This is a genomic window from Pseudomonas sp. TAE6080 (genome assembly GCF_018732265.1).
GTDB lineage: Bacteria > Pseudomonadota > Gammaproteobacteria > Pseudomonadales > Pseudomonadaceae > Aquipseudomonas > Aquipseudomonas brenneri.
In genome coordinates this window covers 73,883-90,237 of the sequence record NZ_JAHIDY010000005.1, presented here as the reverse complement: position 1 = coordinate 90,237, position 16,355 = coordinate 73,883, and the positions used below count along the sequence as shown (strand labels likewise).

The window sequence follows — 16,355 nt, the reverse complement described above, 5'->3', positions numbered from 1 at the left end:
TTTAGTGGGATTAGAACGTCTTCAACCCTTGCAACAGCGCCTGGTGAAAGCGCGCGGGCTCTTCCATTTGCGGCGCATGCCCCAGGCCCGGGAACTCCACAAGAGTCGAGCGGGGGATGAGCTTGGCTACCTGTTTGCCCAGTTCGTTGTAGTGGCCGATCCTGGCCTTGACCTCGGGTGGTGCGCTATCGCTGCCAATGGCGGTGATATCAGACGTGCCAATCAGCAGCAAGGTCGGCACCTGCAAGTCCTTGAACTCGTAGTACACCGGCTGGGTGAAGATCATGTCGTAAATCAACGCCGAGTTCCACGCCACCTGTTTATGGCCGGGCCCTTTGTTCAGTCCGACGAGCATCTCCACCCAGCGTTCGTACTCGGGCTTCCAGCGCCCGACGTAGTAGGTCTTGCGCTCGTACTCGCGTACGCCTTCGGCGCTCAGTTGCAACTCGCGTGCATACCATTGATCGACCGTGCGATAGGGCACACCCAGGGCTTTCCAGTCTTCCAGGCCGATAGGATTGACCAGTGCCAGTTGTTCGGTTTGTGTGGGGTAGAGCAGGGCATAGCGGGTAGCCAGCATGCCGCCAGTGGAGTGGCCGAGAAGGGTGGCCTTCTGGATCCCGAGCTTTTGCAGGAGCTGATGGGTGTTGATTGCCAACTGCTGGAAGCTGTACTGATAGTGCTCAGGCTTGGTGGAGGTACAGAAACCGATCTGGTCCGGGGCGATCACTCGGTAGCCGGCCTCGCTCAAGGCCTTGATCGACGCCTCCCAGGTCGCGCCGCAGAAGTTCTTGCCATGCATCAGCACTACGCTGCGACCATTGGCGGGAGCTTTGGCCGGCACGTCCATATAGCCCATTTGCACTGATTGGCCCTGGGACTGGAAATCGAAATGTTCGACCGGATAGGGGTATTGGAAACCTTGCAACTGCGAGCCATAGCTTGGGTCTTGCGTGGCTGCCACGGCAGGAAGAGCGCAAGTGGCCAGCAGACCGGTAAGAAGAAACGAACGTGTCAGCGCCATGGGAAAGCTCCAGGGACGATGCATCCCGGATGCTGTGGCGGGTGGATTAAGCGGGGATTAACCGGTTACAGCAACCTGACAGTACGCTTGACGGTGTAGAATTATTTACTACGATTAACTTTGAATCGATTAACTATCAGGAGCCTCCATCATGGCAACCCCAGGGAAAACCCGATCTGTCACGGCCCACGTCCCTGAGCAACTAGCCCAAAAAGTCGATTTGATGGCAGAGCGCCTGGAGCGCTCCAAAAACTGGATCGTCAAACAGGCCCTGTCCGCTTGGATCGAGCAGGAAGAAGAACGTAGCCGCCTGACACGCGAAGCCTTGGCTGATGTTGACGCTGGACGCGTCATTGACCACCAAGCGGTTCAGGCTTGGGCAGATAGCCTCAGCACCGACGCCCCGTTGCCGGTACCGCGCTAATGGAATTGATGTGGACAAGCAAGGCGCTTTCCGACATTAGCCGGCTTTATGAGTTTCTGGCAGCAGTGAATCAACCCGCCGCCGCACGTACAGTGCAACAACTCACTGGTGCACCCACTACGCTGTTGGTCAACCCGCGCATCGGCGAACGCCTGGAAGAGTTCGAGCCAAGGGAAGTGCGCCGAATTCAGATCGGCCATTATGAGATGCGTTACGAAATAGTGGATTCCACTCTCTATTTACTGCGCCTGTGGCACACCCGCGAGGATCGTCAGCCTATTTAAAGCACTTGCAACTGGCTGTTACATCCAATGCAGCGTGAGCATCGCCACCACAGCATAACGGGCCGCCTTGGCAATGCTGACGATCAACACAAAACGCCACAGCGGTTCTTTCATCACACCGGCCACCAGGGTCAGCGGGTCGCCGATGATCGGCACCCAACTGAGCAGCAGTGACCAATGCCCCCAGCGTCGATAATGGCCGCGGGACTTTTCCAGCTGCGTTGCACTGACCGGGAACCAGCGCCGGTCCTTGAACAGATCGACCGAGCGTCCCAGCAGCCAGTTGACCAACGAACCCAACACGTTGCCCAGTGTCGCAATGCCGAGCAGCAGCCACAGTGAGTAGCTGCCATTGAGCAGCAGCGCGACCAGCACCGCTTCCGATTGCAGCGGCAACAGCGTGGCCGCGCCAAAGGCGCTGAAAAACAGCCCTGCATACCCTGCAAACATTGATCAGTGGGCCGGGTAGTCGGCTACCACCACATCTTTGCCTTCGCGGGTCAGGCCAATCACTTGATACGCGTCGCTCATGCCGTCCATCTCCATGCCCGGAGAGCCCATGGGCATGCCCGGTGCCGCGATACCCAACAGATCGCTGCGCTTGCGCAGGGCCAACACCTGCTCGGCGGGCACATGGCCTTCGACGAATTTGCCGTCGATCACGGCGGTATGGCAGGACGCCAGGCGCGGAGCCACGCCCAGGCGTTGCTTGACCGCGCTCATGTCGGTTTCAACATGGTCGTTGACCTTGAAGCCATTGGTTTCCAGATGGCTGATCCATTTCTTGCAGCAGCCGCAATTGGCATCGCGGTGCACGTCAATCGGGATCAGTTCGGCCGCCTGGGCCAGGGTGGTCATGAACAGGGCGGACAGCAAAGTCAGGCGCAGGGTGGTTTTCATAGACAGGTCCCATCGGTTACGGAGTGCGCAAAGAGGGTGCATTCTCCGCGCTTTTACGCGCCAGGTGAGGTGGTTATGTTTCGAAATTATACGAGCATGCGACAACCACGGAATTTAGTGTCCGCTGCTGTCAGCAAACTGAGAGAGAGATGACAAAATTGTCAGCTCAGGACGACTCCAGGCGCTGCTTGAGTTGGTCCATGGCCTGGTTCGACAGCTCTACCATGCGCGTTTTCAGCGTGGTGAGCTGTAATTCGGTTTCATAGCTGAGCACACGCTTGAACAGGGTGCCGCTGCCATGGGGCTGAAGCAGGTAGTGAATGCAGCCATCGACGGCCAGGGAAGTGAAAACCGTCTTGAACTCCCGGGGCGGCACGGCAATCTGCACGCGGTAGCTCATGGGTACGCGCACCCCAAGCAGGTCGATCATCTCGGTGAAGCGCTGGCCGGCCGGCAGTGAACCGCTGGTGCCGGTGTCCGCGCTCAAGGATGTGGGGTGCCATTCGTGCCAGCGATCCGGCTGGGTCACGTAGTCGTAGACGGCTTCAATGGGGGCTTGGATATAGCGTTCCTGGCTGATTCGTTCGACACGAACCGGGTGTTCAACTGCATTCATGACACACCTCCTGTGTGGCTAGGAACTGTCAGAATAGTCGCACTCCCGCACAACGCACGGGAGTCACCAGGCTTTTTTCGACGCTTTTTCAGCAGCCGCTATAGCTGATAGTTCTTCAGCTCCCGGGCAATCACCATGCGCTGGATCTCGCTGGTCCCCTCATAGATCTGGGTGATCCGTGCATCGCGGTAGTAACGCTCCACCGGGTAGTCCTCCAGGTAACCGTAGCCACCATGGATCTGCATCGCCGATGAACAGACCTTCTCGGCCATTTCCGACGCAAACAGCTTGGCCTGGGAGGCTTCGGACAGGCACGGTTTGCCAGCACTGCGCAAACGCGCGGCATGCAGGATCAGCAGGCGCGCGGCATTGAGCCGGGTCTGCATGTCTGCCAGCAGGTTGGCCACGCTCTGGTGTTCGATGATGGCCTTGTCAAACTGCACCCGATCACGGGCGTAGGCCAACGCCGCTTCAAAGGCCGCCCGAGCGATCCCCAGGGCCTGGGCGGCAATGCCAATGCGCCCACCCTCCAGGTTGGACAGGGCGATAGCCAGGCCCTTGCCGCGCTCGCCCAGCAGATTGGCCTCGGGCACGGTGCATTGGCTGAGGGTCACGGCGCAGGTGTCCGAGGCGCGGATGCCCATCTTGTGTTCGGTACGGTCCACGGTAAAGCCTGGGGTGTCGGTGGGCACCAGGAACGCAGAGATTCCTTTCTTGCCCAAGTCCGGGTCGGTCACGGCAAACACTATCGCCAGTTTGGCGCGCTTGCCGTTGCTGACAAACTGTTTGGCGCCGTTGATCACCCACTGGCCATCGCGCAGTTCGGCGCGGGTGCGCAGATTGTGAGCTTCGGAGCCGGCCTGGGGTTCAGTCAGGCAGAAGCAGCCGATGGCCTGGCCACTGGCGAGTTCGGCCAGCCAGGTCTCTTTCTGCGCGGGTGTGCCGTAGTTGAGGATCGGACCGCAACCCACTGAATTATGGATACTCATCAGTGCGCCGACCGCACCGTCACCCGCAGAAATTTCCTCGACAGCCAGCGCGTACGCTACGTAGTCCACATAGGTACCGCCCCATTCTTCCGGCACCACCATGCCCAGTAGGCCCAATTCGCCCATTTTGGCCACGAGGCCATCATCGATCCAGCCGGCTTTTTCCCAGGCCTGTGCATGGGGAGCGATTTCGCCACGGGCAAAGTCGCGTGCCATGTCGCGAATCATTACTTGTTCTTCTGTAAATTCAATATCTTGCATGGCTTAGTTCCCGTGCTTCACGAAGTCTTGAAAGAAGCTGTCGACATGGTTCTGATCCAATGTCGCTAACGTTGGCGGGTTCCAGCGCGGGGATTTGTCCTTGTCGATCAGCAGCGCACGCACCCCTTCGATCAGGTCGCCACGGGCGAACCACTGGCGGTCCAGGTGCAACTCCAGGGCAAAGCAGTTTTCCAGTGCCAGGTGCCGCCCGCGTCGCAACATCTGCAGGGTGACGGCCATGGCCAATGGGGAACGGGTCTGCATCAGTTGCGCCGTACTCACGGCCCACTCATGGCTGTCGGCGACCGTCACTTGCAGCAGTTGCTCGACAATGCTTGGCACGTCCGGCAGGGCAAAGAAGTGGTCGATGGCCGGGCGTAGGGCCGCTAACGGTGCATCCGGCAATTGTTGTACCGCGAGCTTGGCCAGCAGGCCTTGCAGGTCCTTGAGTGGCGAATCGTGCCATTGCAGGTGGTCGAGCTTCTGGTCCAGCTCCGCCAGCCTGGCGCTGTCCAGGTACCAGTCGGCGAGCCCGCAATACAGGGCGTCGGCGGCGCGGATCTGCACCCCGGTCACGCCCAGGTAAATCCCCAGTTCGCCAGGAATGCGCGGTAGGAAGTAGCTGCCGCCCACATCAGGGAAGTAACCGATGGCCACTTCCGGCATAGCCAAGCGACTGCGTTCGGTCACCACCCGCAGGTCGGCACCCTGGACCAGGCCCATGCCACCGCCCAGGACAAAGCCGTCCATCAGCGCGAGGACCGGCTTGCGGTAGTGATGAATGGCCAGGTCGAGGGCGTACTCTTCAACGAAGAAGTCTTCATGCAGCGTGTCGCCGCTCTTGAAGCTGTCGTACAGCGAGCGGATATCGCCCCCCGCGCAGAAGGCCTTTTCACCGGCGCCGCGCAAGACCACGGCGTGCACTTGGGCATCATCGGCCCAGGCGCGCAAATGCGTAGAGAGGCTGCGGACCATGTCCAGGGTGATGGCATTGAGACCGGCGGGGCGGTTGAGGGTCAGGTGGCCGATGTGGTTGCGTACTTCGGCCAGGACACTGTTCTGGGGGGACTCGGTGCTTGTCGCCTGGGACTGAGCCTGAGCAGTCATCTGTAACTCCCTGCTTTTATTGTTCTTTATCAAAATGTTCGCGGGCGAACCATCTCCGGATCGTACCAGTGCAAATTTGCCCAGTACAAGCCGGAATCCTGCAGGTCATCTTTGCATTTATGCAGGGAGTATTCGATAAAAAACCAGGGTAGGCGCGTCTAGACCCGGCTGGCCAGGACCTGGCCAATGCTGCGGCGGCGGGCATGGTCTTCGGCAATATGGATCAGTTCTTCCAATTCGCTGGGGGTAACGTCGAAAAACTGCTCCATTTGTGCCAATGCCTGTTCCAGGTCTGCAGCGGTGATTTTTGCGTCCACCTGCGGCGACAGTAATGGCACCACGACTGGGGTTTCAGTGGGGCCCTTGGGGTAGCGGGTACGGGTCAGGTTGTTGTAGGCCAAGGCCGAGAGCAGTAAGGTGCCGGCTCCCAGCATCACTGGGCCGACTTCCTGCCAGCCCAGGGCGATGGTGGCCGGGTCCGCCAGGACCAGGGTCATGGCCAGACCTCCCGAAGGCGGGTGCAGGCAACGCAGCCAGCACATCAGGATCAAGGCCATACCCGCCGCGAGACAGGCGCTGCCCAGGGTCCGGCCCAAGACGCGGGCCACCAGCAAAGCCACCACACAGGCGCACAGGTAGCTGCCGATGATCGACCACGGCTGGGCGAGGGCACCCGATGACACCGCAAACAACAACACGGCGGAGGCCCCCAACGGGCCCAGCAGGTGCATGGCCACTTCCAGGCCATACACCTGGGCACACAGCCATACGGTAAACAGGGTGCCCAGGGCCATGCCGATGGCGGCACGGCTCCATTCGGCGGGGCGGGTATTGATGGCAGCGGGGAACCAGCGAGCGAGCATTGCGGGGCAGTCCAATCGGAAAAGGGAGAGGGCAAAAAAAGGGCTTGGCGGTTGCCCGCAAAGCCCTTCGAAAGTTCCAACATTTGGGGGAGGAACCGGCGCAGTGTGCCGATCAAACACTATTGCCGCCAATGCATATTAATGCAGGTTAAGTGCAGTAATTTTGCATCAAAACCGCTCACGTCCTGGGCTGATGTTGCCCAATACCCGCTCATGATTCTCGGCATTGATCAGCGACTTCTGCACGCTTTCTTGCAGTTGTGGGTTGCTGGCCAATGGCCCTTTGAGCGCGACAAGGGCATCGCGCAATTCCATCAGCCGATCGAGAGGGAACACCGGGATATAGCCGACGTGTACAGGCTCGATAGCAGGGACAACAGGCAATTGCTCATCAGGCACGGCAGCGATCCTCGGAGGCGGGCGGTAACTATGTAATGCAAATGTGAGGCGAGTTTACCGTTGGGGTCATAGGGTCGGTAAGGGAGCCGGTACCGGCATTTACGGATACAAACGTAGGAGCTTTCTTGATAGTTCGTGCTCAAGACCCAGCCCCGTTCAGGTGCAGGAGCACATAGGTGTTTTTATCGAACTGCCCGGTCAGTACCGGTGCCAATGCGCGCCAGCGTGGCGCGTCGAGACGGGTGAAGTCTGCCTTGTCCATCACCAGCCATGCCGGTCCCTGGATCAAGGACAGGTCGGCAGGTGCCTGGGTGAACAGCGGAACCCGGTCACATTCAACGTTGACCATGAACTTGATGGCCTTGGCGTCTTTACCCAGGCCATGCAACACCAACGGCGCTGGCTGTTGCCTGATCAGTGCATGAGCCTCACGGCTAAATGTACGAGTGTCATACAGGCTGCGCTCCAGGGGCTCGACCACCAGGATATAGCTGCCCCACACCGCCAGCACCGCGCCAAACGCTGGGCCTATGGGGTGCAAGCGCCACCTGGCAAGCATTCCGATGATAAAGACCTGCAAGCCGATCAACAGGCCCAGCACGCCCTGGAAATGCTCCAACTGCGCCCCGAAACGATGGCGCGCCACCAGCAGCGCGCCGATCAACAAGCCCGGGGTCACCGTCCATAATCCCAGCATCAGGCCCCGCAGCCCCTTGAACAGATGCCCATCGGGCCTATGGAACGGGTACGCGGCGATGATCGCCACCATGGGCATCATCGGCAACACATAGCGGGCTTTCTTTGCCTCGGGGATCGACAGCCCCAGCATCACGATCAAACCTGCGGCGATGCACGCCAGCAACAACGGCCACCCGCCATCGCCAGCGCGTCGGCCATTGAGCAGCACCGCCAGCAGCGCGAGCAATGCCAACGGGTACGCCAAGGCGTAGTTGCCCACGGAACTGGTGAAGTAATACCACACGCTGCTGGAGCCTTCGCGGCCGTCCATACGCCCGAGGAACTGCATGCGGATCACGTCTTGCAGGAAGGTTTCGCCACCACTGAGCTTGGCCAGCAACAGCAGCAGGCCGACGCATGCTGCCAGCAATGCCAGGGCCAGCAGGCCGACACTGAACAACGCGCGCCACTGGCGGTTGAGCAGGTAATAGCTGCACAACACGCCAGTAGGGATCACCAGGCCGATGGGCCCGCGAATCGCAAAGCCGAGCAATAACAGGAGCAATACCCAGGGCAGGCGCCGGGGGCTGGAGAAATGATCGTGGGCATAGCCCAGATAGAACACCGCGAGAGTCACCGCCGCCAGCATCTGGTCCAGGGATACCGAGCGGGTTTCGCTGATAAACGTGCTGCTGAGCAACAGCAGCGCGATGCTCAGCAGCGCCCAGCGCCGGGAGTAGGGCGCGGTCAGGCGATAGACCAGGGCGACGATGGCCGCCGAAGCGATGGCTGTCGGCAGCCAGGCACTGAAGCGGGTGACCCGCCCCAGAGGCAGCGACAACAGCCACGTCAACAGGGTCGAGGTGGACAGGTAATCGGCATACGGCTGGCCATAGGTGGTGGGGAAAAAGCCCGGCCCGTGGCGCAGCATTTCCTGGGCGAACAGCACAAAGCGCGAGTCGAAGCCGATAATCGCCTGATCCCAATTACCCGCGATAAACAGCAGCAGCGCCAGCAGACCGATGCCCCAGGACTGGCGGCGCAGGAGCCTCTTGTCCACGCCTCAGGCCTCCAGCAACCGTGGCAGCCACTGTTGCTGGGGGATCGGCAAGTCACAGGACTGTCCACGGCCCATCGGGAAGTAATGGAAGCCCTTGCGCGCCAGGCGCTCGGCGTCATACAGGTTGCGTCCGTCAAAAATCACCGGCGCCTTGAGGCGTGCGTGCAGCAGGTCGAAATCCGGCGCTTTGAATTGCTGCCACTCGGTGCAGACGATCAAGGCATCGGCGCCGCCCAGGGTCGATTCAGGGGTGCCCATCAGCATCAAGCGCGGATCATCACCATACAGCTTCTGGGTTTCCTGCATGGCTTCGGGGTCGAAGGCCCGCACATTGGCCCCGGCGGCCCACAGCGATTCCATCAGCACCCGGCTGGGCGCATCACGCATGTCGTCGGTATTGGGCTTGAACGCCAGGCCCCACAAAGCGAAGGTCTTGCCGCGCAGTTCGCCTTTGTAGAACGCGCGGATCCGTTCGAACAGTTTGCTTTTCTGCCGCTGGTTGATGGCCTCCACCGCTTCGAGCAGGTCACTGGAGCAGTTGACTTGCCGAGCGCTATGGATCAAGGCACGCATGTCCTTGGGGAAGCACGAGCCACCGTAGCCGCAGCCCGGGTAGATAAAGTGGTAGCCAATCCGCGAGTCAGCACCAATGCCCAGGCGCACCGACTCGATATCGGCGCCCAGGTGTTCGGCCAGTTCGGCGATTTGGTTGATAAAGCTGATCTTGGTCGCCAGCATGCAGTTGGCCGCGTACTTGGTCAGTTCGGCGCTGCGCACATCCATAAAAATGATGCGGTCGTGGTTGCGGTTGAAGGGCGCGTACAGGTCACGCATGACCTCGCGCACTTCTTCGCGCTCGCAGCCGATGATGATCCGGTCGGGGCGCCGGCAGTCGGCCACGGCAGAGCCTTCCTTGAGGAATTCCGGGTTGGAGACAATATCGAACACCAGTTTGCGCCCGGCCAGGGCCTTGTCGATATGGGCGCGCAGGGTGTCGCCGGTGCCGACCGGTACGGTGGACTTCTCCACCAGGATCACCGGCTCGACACGATGCCGGGCCACCGCATCGCCCACCGACAGCACGTATTTCAAGTCTGCCGAGCCGTCCTCGTCCGAGGGCGTACCGACCGCGATAAACAGCACTTCACCGTGCTCGACCGCGAGCTTTTCCTGGGTGGTAAAGGTCAGCCGGCCGTTTTCCAGGTTTTCCCGGACCAGGCTGGTAAGCCCCGGTTCGAAAATGCTCACATGGCCCTGTTGCAACAGTTGCACCTTGCTTTCATCAACGTCCATGCAGATCACATCGTGACCGATCTCGGCCAATACGGTGGCCTGTACCAGGCCAACGTAACCACTACCAAATACGCTGATTTTCATGGGGTATTCCTGGGGCTTGTGTTGCCGATACGACGGGAGTTGATGGTCAGGACGCCGAGGATGACCAGGGCCACCCCCAAGGTCCGTGACAGGGAAAAGGGTTCGTTGAAGCCCGGCAGGCTGGCCGCCAACAGGTACACCAGGACGTAGCTGATACTCAGCAACGAATAGGCGCGGCCCAGTGGCAGATGCTGCAGCGCGCCGAGCCAGCAGAGCATTGACAGCGCGTAGGCGAGAATCGCCAGGGCCACCACGCCCAGCGCCAGCGGATCCACCGAGGCACTGGCCAGGGCGGTGAGCCAGTCGGCAGGTAATGGCAGGCGCGTCATGCTCCAGCGCATCCCCAACTGGGCCGTGCTGACCAGCGCCACGCTGGATAACGCCAGGGTGAAACCACGCAGTCGGCTCATATCTGGCCACCCAGCAGCAGCACACCGGCTATCACCAGGGCCACACCGATCCAGTGGCGACGGTCCACCGGTTCATGGAATACAAAGCGCGCTACCAGGGTGATCAACACAAAGTTAAGACTGAGCATCGGGTAGGCAATTCCCACCTCCAGGCGCTGCAGCACCAGCAGCCATACGAGCAGACCGAAACCCAGGCACAGCAGGGCCAGCCACAGCCAGGGCGAGCGCAGTTTCAGGCCCCAGCCCGCAGGTTGGTCACGCCAACCTTCGACGGCATACTTTTGCGCGATCTGGCCCATGCAGGTCAGCAGGCACGCAGCCAGGAGCAGCAGCAGGGTGATCAAGGCGCCACCTGTGGGAACACCAGGATCACCATGTTGCCTTGCTCGTAGCGTTTGCCATCTTGGGGCAGCAACTCGACTTCACGCACTTCACGCTCGCCCTTGACGCGCATCACCACGCCCACCGAGCCCTGTTTGCGGGCCTCGGTCATCCATTGCTGGACTTGCGTGGTGTCGACCCTGCGATTGGCGGCGTCAGCGTAGGCCAGGCCATATTTGACTTCGCCCAGGGTGTCGTACAGCGTCACGTCCGGGCGCTTGAGCCGCCACGCCAGGGACGAGGCGGCGCCCAGGTCGTTACTCAGCAAACGTTGGGTGCCTGCCAACTCTTCAACGTGATCGATAATGAGTTGGTCCGGGGTCTTGTTATAAACCACCGAGTGCGGCAACGCCGCCGGCACCAGGGCCACCAGCAACCAACTGCCCAGGGCAGGCGCCGCCCACAGGCGCAACGGGCGTGCCACTTGCAGCAGGTTGGCGATGATCCAGCCCAGCAGCACGATAAACACCAGCACCAGGCTCAGCAGTTCCTGCTGGTGGGCAAAAATCGGCTTCTTCAACTGGAAATACACGATTGCCAGCAACCCCAGCACCCCGAGAATCAGGTTGAGCCCGCCATTGACTTGCAACACCCGGCCACGGGCCTGGGCCAGTTTGTCCGCCAGGGTATTGCCCATCAGCAATGCCAAAGGCAGCAGGCACGGCAGGATATAAGCTGGCAGCTTGCCCTTGCTCAGGCTGAAAAACGCCAGGGGCATCAGCAGCCACAACAACAGGAAGCCGGTCTTGTGCGTACGTTTTTCCTGCCACGCCTGTTTCAGGGTCGAGGGCAACAGCGCCAGCCACGGCAGGCTGAACGCGGCCAGCAACGGCAAGTAGTACCACCAGGCTTCTTCGTGCTGGGCATCTTCACCGGCAAACCGCTGGATGTGTTCGTGCCAGAAAAAGAAGTTCCAGTAGTCGGGTTCCTGGGCATGCACCATCAGCGCCCAGGGCAGGCTGACCACAATTGCCACCAGCACCGCGACCAGGCCATAAGTCAGCAACTCACGAAAGCGTTTTTGCCAGACCATGTAGGGCAGGGCGATCAACACCGGCAGCAGCCACGCCAGGAATCCCTTGGTCATGAAGCCCATGGCGCAGGCCAGGCCCAGCAATGCCCAGGCGCCCAGGCGGGCGCGCCGGCTGTGGCTGTCGATACACAGCCATAACGCCACGCCGCTGAGGTTGACCCAGAAGCTGAACTGCGGGTCGAGGTTGGCGTAGCCACCCGACATCGCCACACTGACAAAACTCATGTACAGCACAGCGCTGACCAGGCTCTTGCGTGGATCGTTCCACAGGCGCCGGGCCATGAAGTACACCAAAAGGATGCTCAGGCCCGTGGCCAGCGCCGAGGCCACACGCACGCCAAACAGGTTCTGGCCGAACACGGCCTGGCCCAGGGCAATCATCCAATAACCGGCCGCTGGTTTTTCGAAATAACGCAGGCCCATGAAGTGCGGGGACGCCCATTTGCCGGTCAGCAGCATTTCCTGGCTGATCTGCGCGTAGCGGCTTTCATCCGGGATCCACAGGCCATGGGTGGCCATCGGCAACAGGTAGCACAGGCCGAAGACCAACAGGAGCAGGGGCAGCGCCCAACGTCGGATCATGCCTTTTGTACTCCCAGCCAGCCTTCGCGGCCATTGAGTACGCCGCGTGTCAAATGCGCCAGAGGCAGGCTCGCCGGGTCGGCCGGCAACAGATTGCCCAGGGGCTGGAATTGGATGCCGCGCTGCCCGGCCTGGGCCAGCAACTGGCGAAATTCATTGGCCATCAGAATCCCTTCTACTTCTGCGTGGATCGTATAGACGTTGAGTGTCGATTCGGTGAACCGATCAAGAATGAATGCGTTGAAGTCCTTGGCTGTCACCTGTGGCCCGACCACTTCGTCGAAGGTCGGCAAGTCCACCGGGACCTGTGGCGTACCGGCACGGCCATCGGCAAGGATCGGGCGGAACAGGCCGGTGCCGCGACAATCGCTGTTGTAGCGCAAGCCAAAGCCTTGCTTGGCCTGCACCACACGCTCGTCGGCACGCCAGCCAGCGGCGGCGGAACAGTCCACGGGCTCGCCAAGGATTTCGCTCAGGGTGTCGAGCCCACGGCGCATCTGTTCCACCAGTTGCGCATCGCTCCAGCGGCCGGCATTGGCCTGCCAGCCATGATGATCCCAGGCGTGCAGGCCCACTTCGTGACCGGCAGCCCTGGCCTGGCGCATCAGGTGCCCCAGGTCGCGGCCAATCGGCTTGCCCGGCCAGGCGGTGCCGGCCAGCAGGATGTCCCAGCCATACAGGCCGGCGGCGTTGGAGCGCAGCATTTTCCACAGGAACTGCGGACGGATCAGGCGCCATAAGTGGCGCCCCATATTGTCCGGCCCGACACTGAAGAAGAACGTCGCCTTGATCCCCGCCTCATCCAATAACTCCAGCAACCGTGGCACTCCATCGCGGGTGCCCCGGTAGGTGTCGACGTCGATGCGCAGACCTGCCTTCATTATTTGCCTGCTTCGCTGGACTGGGCGATTTCGAGCATCGCTTCACGCAGGAAGAAGTCCAGGGTGTTGCCGATGGTCTCGCTCATTTCCACGCTCGGCTCCCAGTTCAGCAGGCGCTTGGCGTTGGCAATGCTCGGCTTGCGGTGCGCCACGTCCTGGTAGCCAGCGCCGTAGAACGCTTTGCTTTCCACTTCGCGAAAGCCTGCAAACGGCGGGAAGTTGCCGCGTAGCGGGTGAGCCTCGAACTGGCGCAGCAGCTCTTCGCCCAACTGACGGATGCTGGCTTCGTTGTCCGGGTTGCCGATGTTGATGATCTGGCCGTTACACACGTCGTTATCGTTGTCGATAATCCGCGCCAGGGCTTCGATACCGTCGGCAATGTCGGTGAAGCAGCGTTTCTGCTCGCCGCCGTCAAACAGGCGGATAGGCGTGCCTTCCACCAGGTTGAGGATCAACTGAGTAATCGCACGGGAGCTGCCGATACGTGCCGAGTCCAGGCGGTCCAAGCGCGGGCCCATCCAGTTGAACGGGCGGAACAGGGTGAAATTCAGGCCCTTGGCACCGTAGGCCCAGATCACCCGGTCCAGCAGTTGCTTGGACACCGAATAAATCCAGCGCTGCTTGTTGATCGGGCCGACCACCAGGTTGGAAGTGTCTTCGTCGAAGTTCTGGTCCTGGCACATGCCATAGACTTCGGAAGTCGAAGGGAAAATCACGCGCTTGTTGTACTTGACGCAGTAGCGCACCAACTTGAGGTTTTCTTCGAAATCCAGCTCGAACACGCGCAACGGGTTACGGGTGTATTCAATCGGCGTGGCGATGGCCACCAGCGGCAAGACCACGTCGCATTTCTTGATGTGGTACTCGATCCACTCGGAGTGAATGCTGATGTCACCTTCCACATAATGGAAGTTGGGGTGGCTGCGCAGGCGGTCGATGGCGTCGGAGCCAATATCCAGGCCATAGACTTCGTAGCGATCATCACGCAGCAGGCGCTCGGACAAGTGGTTACCGATAAAGCCGTTGACGCCCAGGATCAGCACCCGGGTGCGGCGCGGTTTGCCACCCGACTCGGCGCCGCGCAGGATCGAGCCATCCACCAGGCCCAACTCGTCGGCCAGGGCCGGGCCGGTCAGGTACAGGCCATTGTCGTTGCGCTGGCCGAAGTTGATGACCAGGGAATCCTCACCGCAGGCAATGCGCAGCGGGTTGACGCTGATCACCCGGCCCGGCGCCTGGCCTTCGTTGCCCTTGACCACTTCGGCTTGCCACACGATCAGCTTGTGCTCGCCCACTGCACAGAAAGCGCCTGGGTACGGCTGGGTAACCGCGCGTACCAGGTTGAACAGTTGCTCTGCGGGCTTTTGCCAGACGAGCTTGCCGTCAGCCGGTGTGCGGCGGCCAAAGCAGGTGGCCTGGCTTTCGTCCTGGGCGGTTTCGCTCAATTTGCCCTGGGCCAGTTGCGGCAATGCATCGCGCAACAGTTGAGTCGCCGCTTCACGCAGCTTGGTGTGGAGTGTCAGGCCGGTGTCGCTGCGCTCAATCATGACTGTTTGCTGGGCGAGGATCGCGCCGGCATCGGCACGCTTGACCATACGGTGCAGGGTCACGCCGGTTTCGGTTTCACCGTTGACCAACACCCAGTTGGCCGGGGCACGACCACGGTATTTAGGCAGCAGCGAACCGTGCAGGTTGAACGCGCCCTGGCGCGCGATAGCCAACAGCGCCTCGCCCAGCAGGTTGCGGTAGTAGAAGGAGAAGATGAAGTCCGGGTTCAGCTTGGCGACACGCTCGACCCACAGCGGGTGGTTGGCGTCTTCTGGCGCGTGTACCGGGATGCCGTGGCGTGCGCACAGTTGAGCGACCGAGCCGTAGAAGGTGTTCTCCTTCGGATCATCAGCATGGGTAAACACGGCAGCAATTTCGTAACCCGCATTGAGCAGGGCTTCAATGCCCGCACAGCCAATGTCGTGGTAAGCGAAGACAACAGCTTTTGAACTCATGACGAAACCTGACTGGAAGAGGAAGTGGAAGACGGGGAGGAGGGCAGGCCATCGACGATGACCACCGGTGCAGGTGCTGCCGGTTCGTTGCGCAGCACCTTTTCAATAAAGAAACGTGGGCGGGCGCGCACATCGCTGTACATGCGTCCCAGGTATTCACCCAACAGGCCCATGCCGATGAACTGGCCGCCGGTAAACACAAACAACACGGCAAACAGCACGAACAGGCCGTCACCGGCCCAATCGGCACCGAAGGCCAGGCGCATGACGATCAGGGCAAACGCAAACAGCATGCCCAGGGCCGCCAGGCTGAAGCCGACGATGGACAGCAGGCGCAAGGGCGTGGTGGTCATGCAGGTCAACAGGTCGAACATCAGGCTGATCAGGCGCATGGCGCTGTATTTGGATTCGCCATGTTCGCGCTCGGCGTGGTGTACCAGGATCTCCGTGGTATGACGCGCAAAGCCGTTGGCCAGGATCGGGATAAAAGTGCTGCGTTCACGGCAGGCGAGCATGGCGTCGACAATGGTGCGCCGGTAAGCGCGCAGCATGCAGCCATAGTCAGTCATGGCCACGCCGGTGGAGCGCTGCACCGCCAGGTTGATCAGGCGCGAAGGCCAGCGACGAAAGGCCGAGTCCTGGCGATTGTTACGCACCGTGGCAACCACATCGTAGCCCAGGGCCGCTTGCTCGACCAGGCGCGGAATTTCTTCCGGCGGGTTTTGCAGATCGGCGTCGAGGGTAATCACCACCTCGCCCCGGCATTGCTCAAAGCCCGCCATGATTGCCGCGTGCTGACCGTAGTTGCGGTTAAGGATCACCGCGACCACGTGGCTGCCGGGCTCGCTTGCCGCGTCTTCCAGCAGTTGCGCGGAACTGTCGCGGCTGCCGTCGTCCACCAGGATGATTTCGTACTCATAGGCCAGCTGCTCGCACGCAGCACGGGTGCGCCGTAGCAACTCGGGCAGGCTCTGTTCTTCGTTGTAGACCGGGATAACGATCGACACGCAATGAATAGGGTAGGGTTTCAAAGATTCATGACCTCGGGTTAGAGCAACTTTGCGCGTAGAGATGACAACAAAC

18 protein-coding genes are annotated in these 16,355 nt (G+C 60.8%); 2 read left to right on the top strand and 16 right to left on the bottom strand.

Annotated features, from left to right (window positions below):
* Nucleotides 1–10: 10 nt before the first annotated feature.
* Nucleotides 11–1,024, bottom strand: a complete 1,014-nt coding sequence (locus KL786_RS06065) for an alpha/beta fold hydrolase (RefSeq protein WP_215517002.1) — start codon at nt 1,022–1,024, stop codon at nt 11–13.
* Nucleotides 1,025–1,175: 151 nt separating this feature from the next.
* On the opposite strand from KL786_RS06065, the gene KL786_RS06060 reads away from it, so the two are divergent.
* Together KL786_RS06060 and KL786_RS06055 are read left to right on the top strand one after the other, a co-directional pair.
* Nucleotides 1,176–1,448, top strand: a complete 273-nt coding sequence (locus KL786_RS06060; RefSeq protein WP_215517001.1) for a CopG family ribbon-helix-helix protein — start codon at nt 1,176–1,178, stop codon at nt 1,446–1,448.
* Nucleotides 1,448–1,732 carry a type II toxin-antitoxin system RelE/ParE family toxin gene (locus KL786_RS06055; protein ID WP_215517000.1) on the top strand — a complete coding sequence of 95 codons (285 nt, stop codon included), beginning with the start codon at nt 1,448–1,450 and terminating at the stop codon, nt 1,730–1,732. Before KL786_RS06060 ends, KL786_RS06055 begins: the two co-directional genes overlap by 1 nt.
* A gap of 18 nt (nt 1,733–1,750) precedes the next feature.
* Here KL786_RS06055 and KL786_RS06050 read toward each other — a convergent pair whose 3' ends face one another.
* From KL786_RS06050 to arnC, 15 genes are all read right to left on the bottom strand, one after another.
* Nucleotides 1,751–2,182: a YqaA family protein gene (locus tag KL786_RS06050; RefSeq protein ID WP_215516999.1), complete on the bottom strand. Its 432-nt coding sequence runs from the start codon at nt 2,180–2,182 to the stop codon at nt 1,751–1,753.
* 3 nt (nt 2,183–2,185) lie between these two features.
* Nucleotides 2,186–2,632, bottom strand: coding sequence for a DUF411 domain-containing protein (locus KL786_RS06045; protein ID WP_032860347.1), 447 nt, complete (start codon nt 2,630–2,632; stop codon nt 2,186–2,188).
* 166 nt (nt 2,633–2,798) lie between these two features.
* Nucleotides 2,799–3,248, bottom strand: coding sequence for an SRPBCC family protein (locus KL786_RS06040; RefSeq protein WP_215516998.1), 450 nt, complete (start codon nt 3,246–3,248; stop codon nt 2,799–2,801).
* A gap of 98 nt (nt 3,249–3,346) precedes the next feature.
* On the bottom strand, nt 3,347–4,498 hold the full coding sequence (locus KL786_RS06035) for an acyl-CoA dehydrogenase family protein (RefSeq protein ID WP_032860344.1): 1,152 nt from the start codon (nt 4,496–4,498) through the stop codon (nt 3,347–3,349).
* Nucleotides 4,499–4,501: 3 nt separating this feature from the next.
* Nucleotides 4,502–5,605 carry an enoyl-CoA hydratase/isomerase family protein gene (locus tag KL786_RS06030; protein WP_215516997.1) on the bottom strand — a complete coding sequence of 368 codons (1,104 nt, stop codon included), beginning with the start codon at nt 5,603–5,605 and terminating at the stop codon, nt 4,502–4,504.
* A 158-nt stretch (nt 5,606–5,763) separates the two neighbouring features.
* A complete protein-coding gene (locus KL786_RS06025; RefSeq protein ID WP_090291132.1) occupies nt 5,764–6,468 on the bottom strand; it encodes an HPP family protein in 705 nt (234 codons plus the stop codon).
* Nucleotides 6,469–6,636: 168 nt separating this feature from the next.
* Nucleotides 6,637–6,867 (bottom strand): type VI secretion system contractile sheath small subunit, encoded by a 231-nt coding sequence (locus KL786_RS06020; protein WP_458729636.1) that lies wholly within the window; start codon nt 6,865–6,867, stop codon nt 6,637–6,639.
* 139 nt (nt 6,868–7,006) lie between these two features.
* A complete protein-coding gene (locus tag KL786_RS06015; protein ID WP_215516996.1) occupies nt 7,007–8,605 on the bottom strand; it encodes an ArnT family glycosyltransferase in 1,599 nt (532 codons plus the stop codon).
* A gap of 3 nt (nt 8,606–8,608) precedes the next feature.
* On the bottom strand, nt 8,609–9,982 hold the full coding sequence (locus KL786_RS06010; protein WP_215516995.1) for a UDP-glucose dehydrogenase family protein: 1,374 nt from the start codon (nt 9,980–9,982) through the stop codon (nt 8,609–8,611).
* Nucleotides 9,979–10,392, bottom strand: a complete 414-nt coding sequence (gene arnF / locus KL786_RS06005) for a 4-amino-4-deoxy-L-arabinose-phosphoundecaprenol flippase subunit ArnF (RefSeq protein WP_215516994.1) — start codon at nt 10,390–10,392, stop codon at nt 9,979–9,981. The genes KL786_RS06010 and arnF overlap by 4 nt, the downstream gene beginning before the upstream one ends.
* Entirely contained in the window at nt 10,389–10,736 is a 348-nt protein-coding gene (gene arnE, locus KL786_RS06000) for a 4-amino-4-deoxy-L-arabinose-phosphoundecaprenol flippase subunit ArnE (protein WP_215516993.1), read from the bottom strand. Before arnE ends, arnF begins: the two co-directional genes overlap by 4 nt.
* Nucleotides 10,733–12,388 (bottom strand): lipid IV(A) 4-amino-4-deoxy-L-arabinosyltransferase, encoded by a 1,656-nt coding sequence (gene arnT, locus KL786_RS05995; RefSeq protein WP_215516992.1) that lies wholly within the window; start codon nt 12,386–12,388, stop codon nt 10,733–10,735. The genes arnE and arnT overlap by 4 nt, the downstream gene beginning before the upstream one ends.
* Nucleotides 12,385–13,272, bottom strand: a complete 888-nt coding sequence (gene arnD / locus KL786_RS05990; RefSeq protein WP_458730131.1) for a 4-deoxy-4-formamido-L-arabinose-phosphoundecaprenol deformylase — start codon at nt 13,270–13,272, stop codon at nt 12,385–12,387. Before arnD ends, arnT begins: the two co-directional genes overlap by 4 nt.
* Nucleotides 13,269–15,272: a bifunctional UDP-4-amino-4-deoxy-L-arabinose formyltransferase/UDP-glucuronic acid oxidase ArnA gene (arnA, locus tag KL786_RS05985; RefSeq protein ID WP_215516990.1), complete on the bottom strand. Its 2,004-nt coding sequence runs from the start codon at nt 15,270–15,272 to the stop codon at nt 13,269–13,271. The genes arnD and arnA overlap by 4 nt, the downstream gene beginning before the upstream one ends.
* Nucleotides 15,269–16,303 carry an undecaprenyl-phosphate 4-deoxy-4-formamido-L-arabinose transferase gene (gene arnC / locus KL786_RS05980; protein WP_215516989.1) on the bottom strand — a complete coding sequence of 345 codons (1,035 nt, stop codon included), beginning with the start codon at nt 16,301–16,303 and terminating at the stop codon, nt 15,269–15,271. Before arnC ends, arnA begins: the two co-directional genes overlap by 4 nt.
* Nucleotides 16,304–16,355: the final 52 nt, after the last annotated feature.

Excerpts from the sequence above, each read along its gene's own strand:
- KL786_RS06010 (WP_215516995.1), bottom strand. The coding sequence starts at position 9,982 with ATGAAAATCAGCGTATTTGGTAGTGGTTACGTTGGCCTGGTACAGGCC.
- KL786_RS06030 (WP_215516997.1), bottom strand. The coding sequence starts at position 5,605 with ATGACTGCTCAGGCTCAGTCCCAGGCGACAAGCACCGAGTCCCCCCAG.
- KL786_RS06065 (WP_215517002.1), bottom strand. The coding sequence starts at position 1,024 with ATGGCGCTGACACGTTCGTTTCTTCTTACCGGTCTGCTGGCCACTTGC.
- KL786_RS06060 (WP_215517001.1), top strand. The coding sequence starts at position 1,176 with ATGGCAACCCCAGGGAAAACCCGATCTGTCACGGCCCACGTCCCTGAG.
- KL786_RS06045 (WP_032860347.1), bottom strand. The coding sequence starts at position 2,632 with ATGAAAACCACCCTGCGCCTGACTTTGCTGTCCGCCCTGTTCATGACC.
- arnT (WP_215516992.1), bottom strand. The coding sequence starts at position 12,388 with ATGATCCGACGTTGGGCGCTGCCCCTGCTCCTGTTGGTCTTCGGCCTG.
- arnA (WP_215516990.1), bottom strand. The coding sequence starts at position 15,272 with ATGAGTTCAAAAGCTGTTGTCTTCGCTTACCACGACATTGGCTGTGCG.
- KL786_RS06025 (WP_090291132.1), bottom strand. The coding sequence starts at position 6,468 with ATGCTCGCTCGCTGGTTCCCCGCTGCCATCAATACCCGCCCCGCCGAA.
- KL786_RS06040 (WP_215516998.1), bottom strand. The coding sequence starts at position 3,248 with ATGAATGCAGTTGAACACCCGGTTCGTGTCGAACGAATCAGCCAGGAA.
- arnF (WP_215516994.1), bottom strand. The coding sequence starts at position 10,392 with ATGAGCCGACTGCGTGGTTTCACCCTGGCGTTATCCAGCGTGGCGCTG.
- KL786_RS06050 (WP_215516999.1), bottom strand. The coding sequence starts at position 2,182 with ATGTTTGCAGGGTATGCAGGGCTGTTTTTCAGCGCCTTTGGCGCGGCC.
- KL786_RS06035 (WP_032860344.1), bottom strand. The coding sequence starts at position 4,498 with ATGCAAGATATTGAATTTACAGAAGAACAAGTAATGATTCGCGACATG.
- KL786_RS06055 (WP_215517000.1), top strand. The coding sequence starts at position 1,448 with ATGGAATTGATGTGGACAAGCAAGGCGCTTTCCGACATTAGCCGGCTT.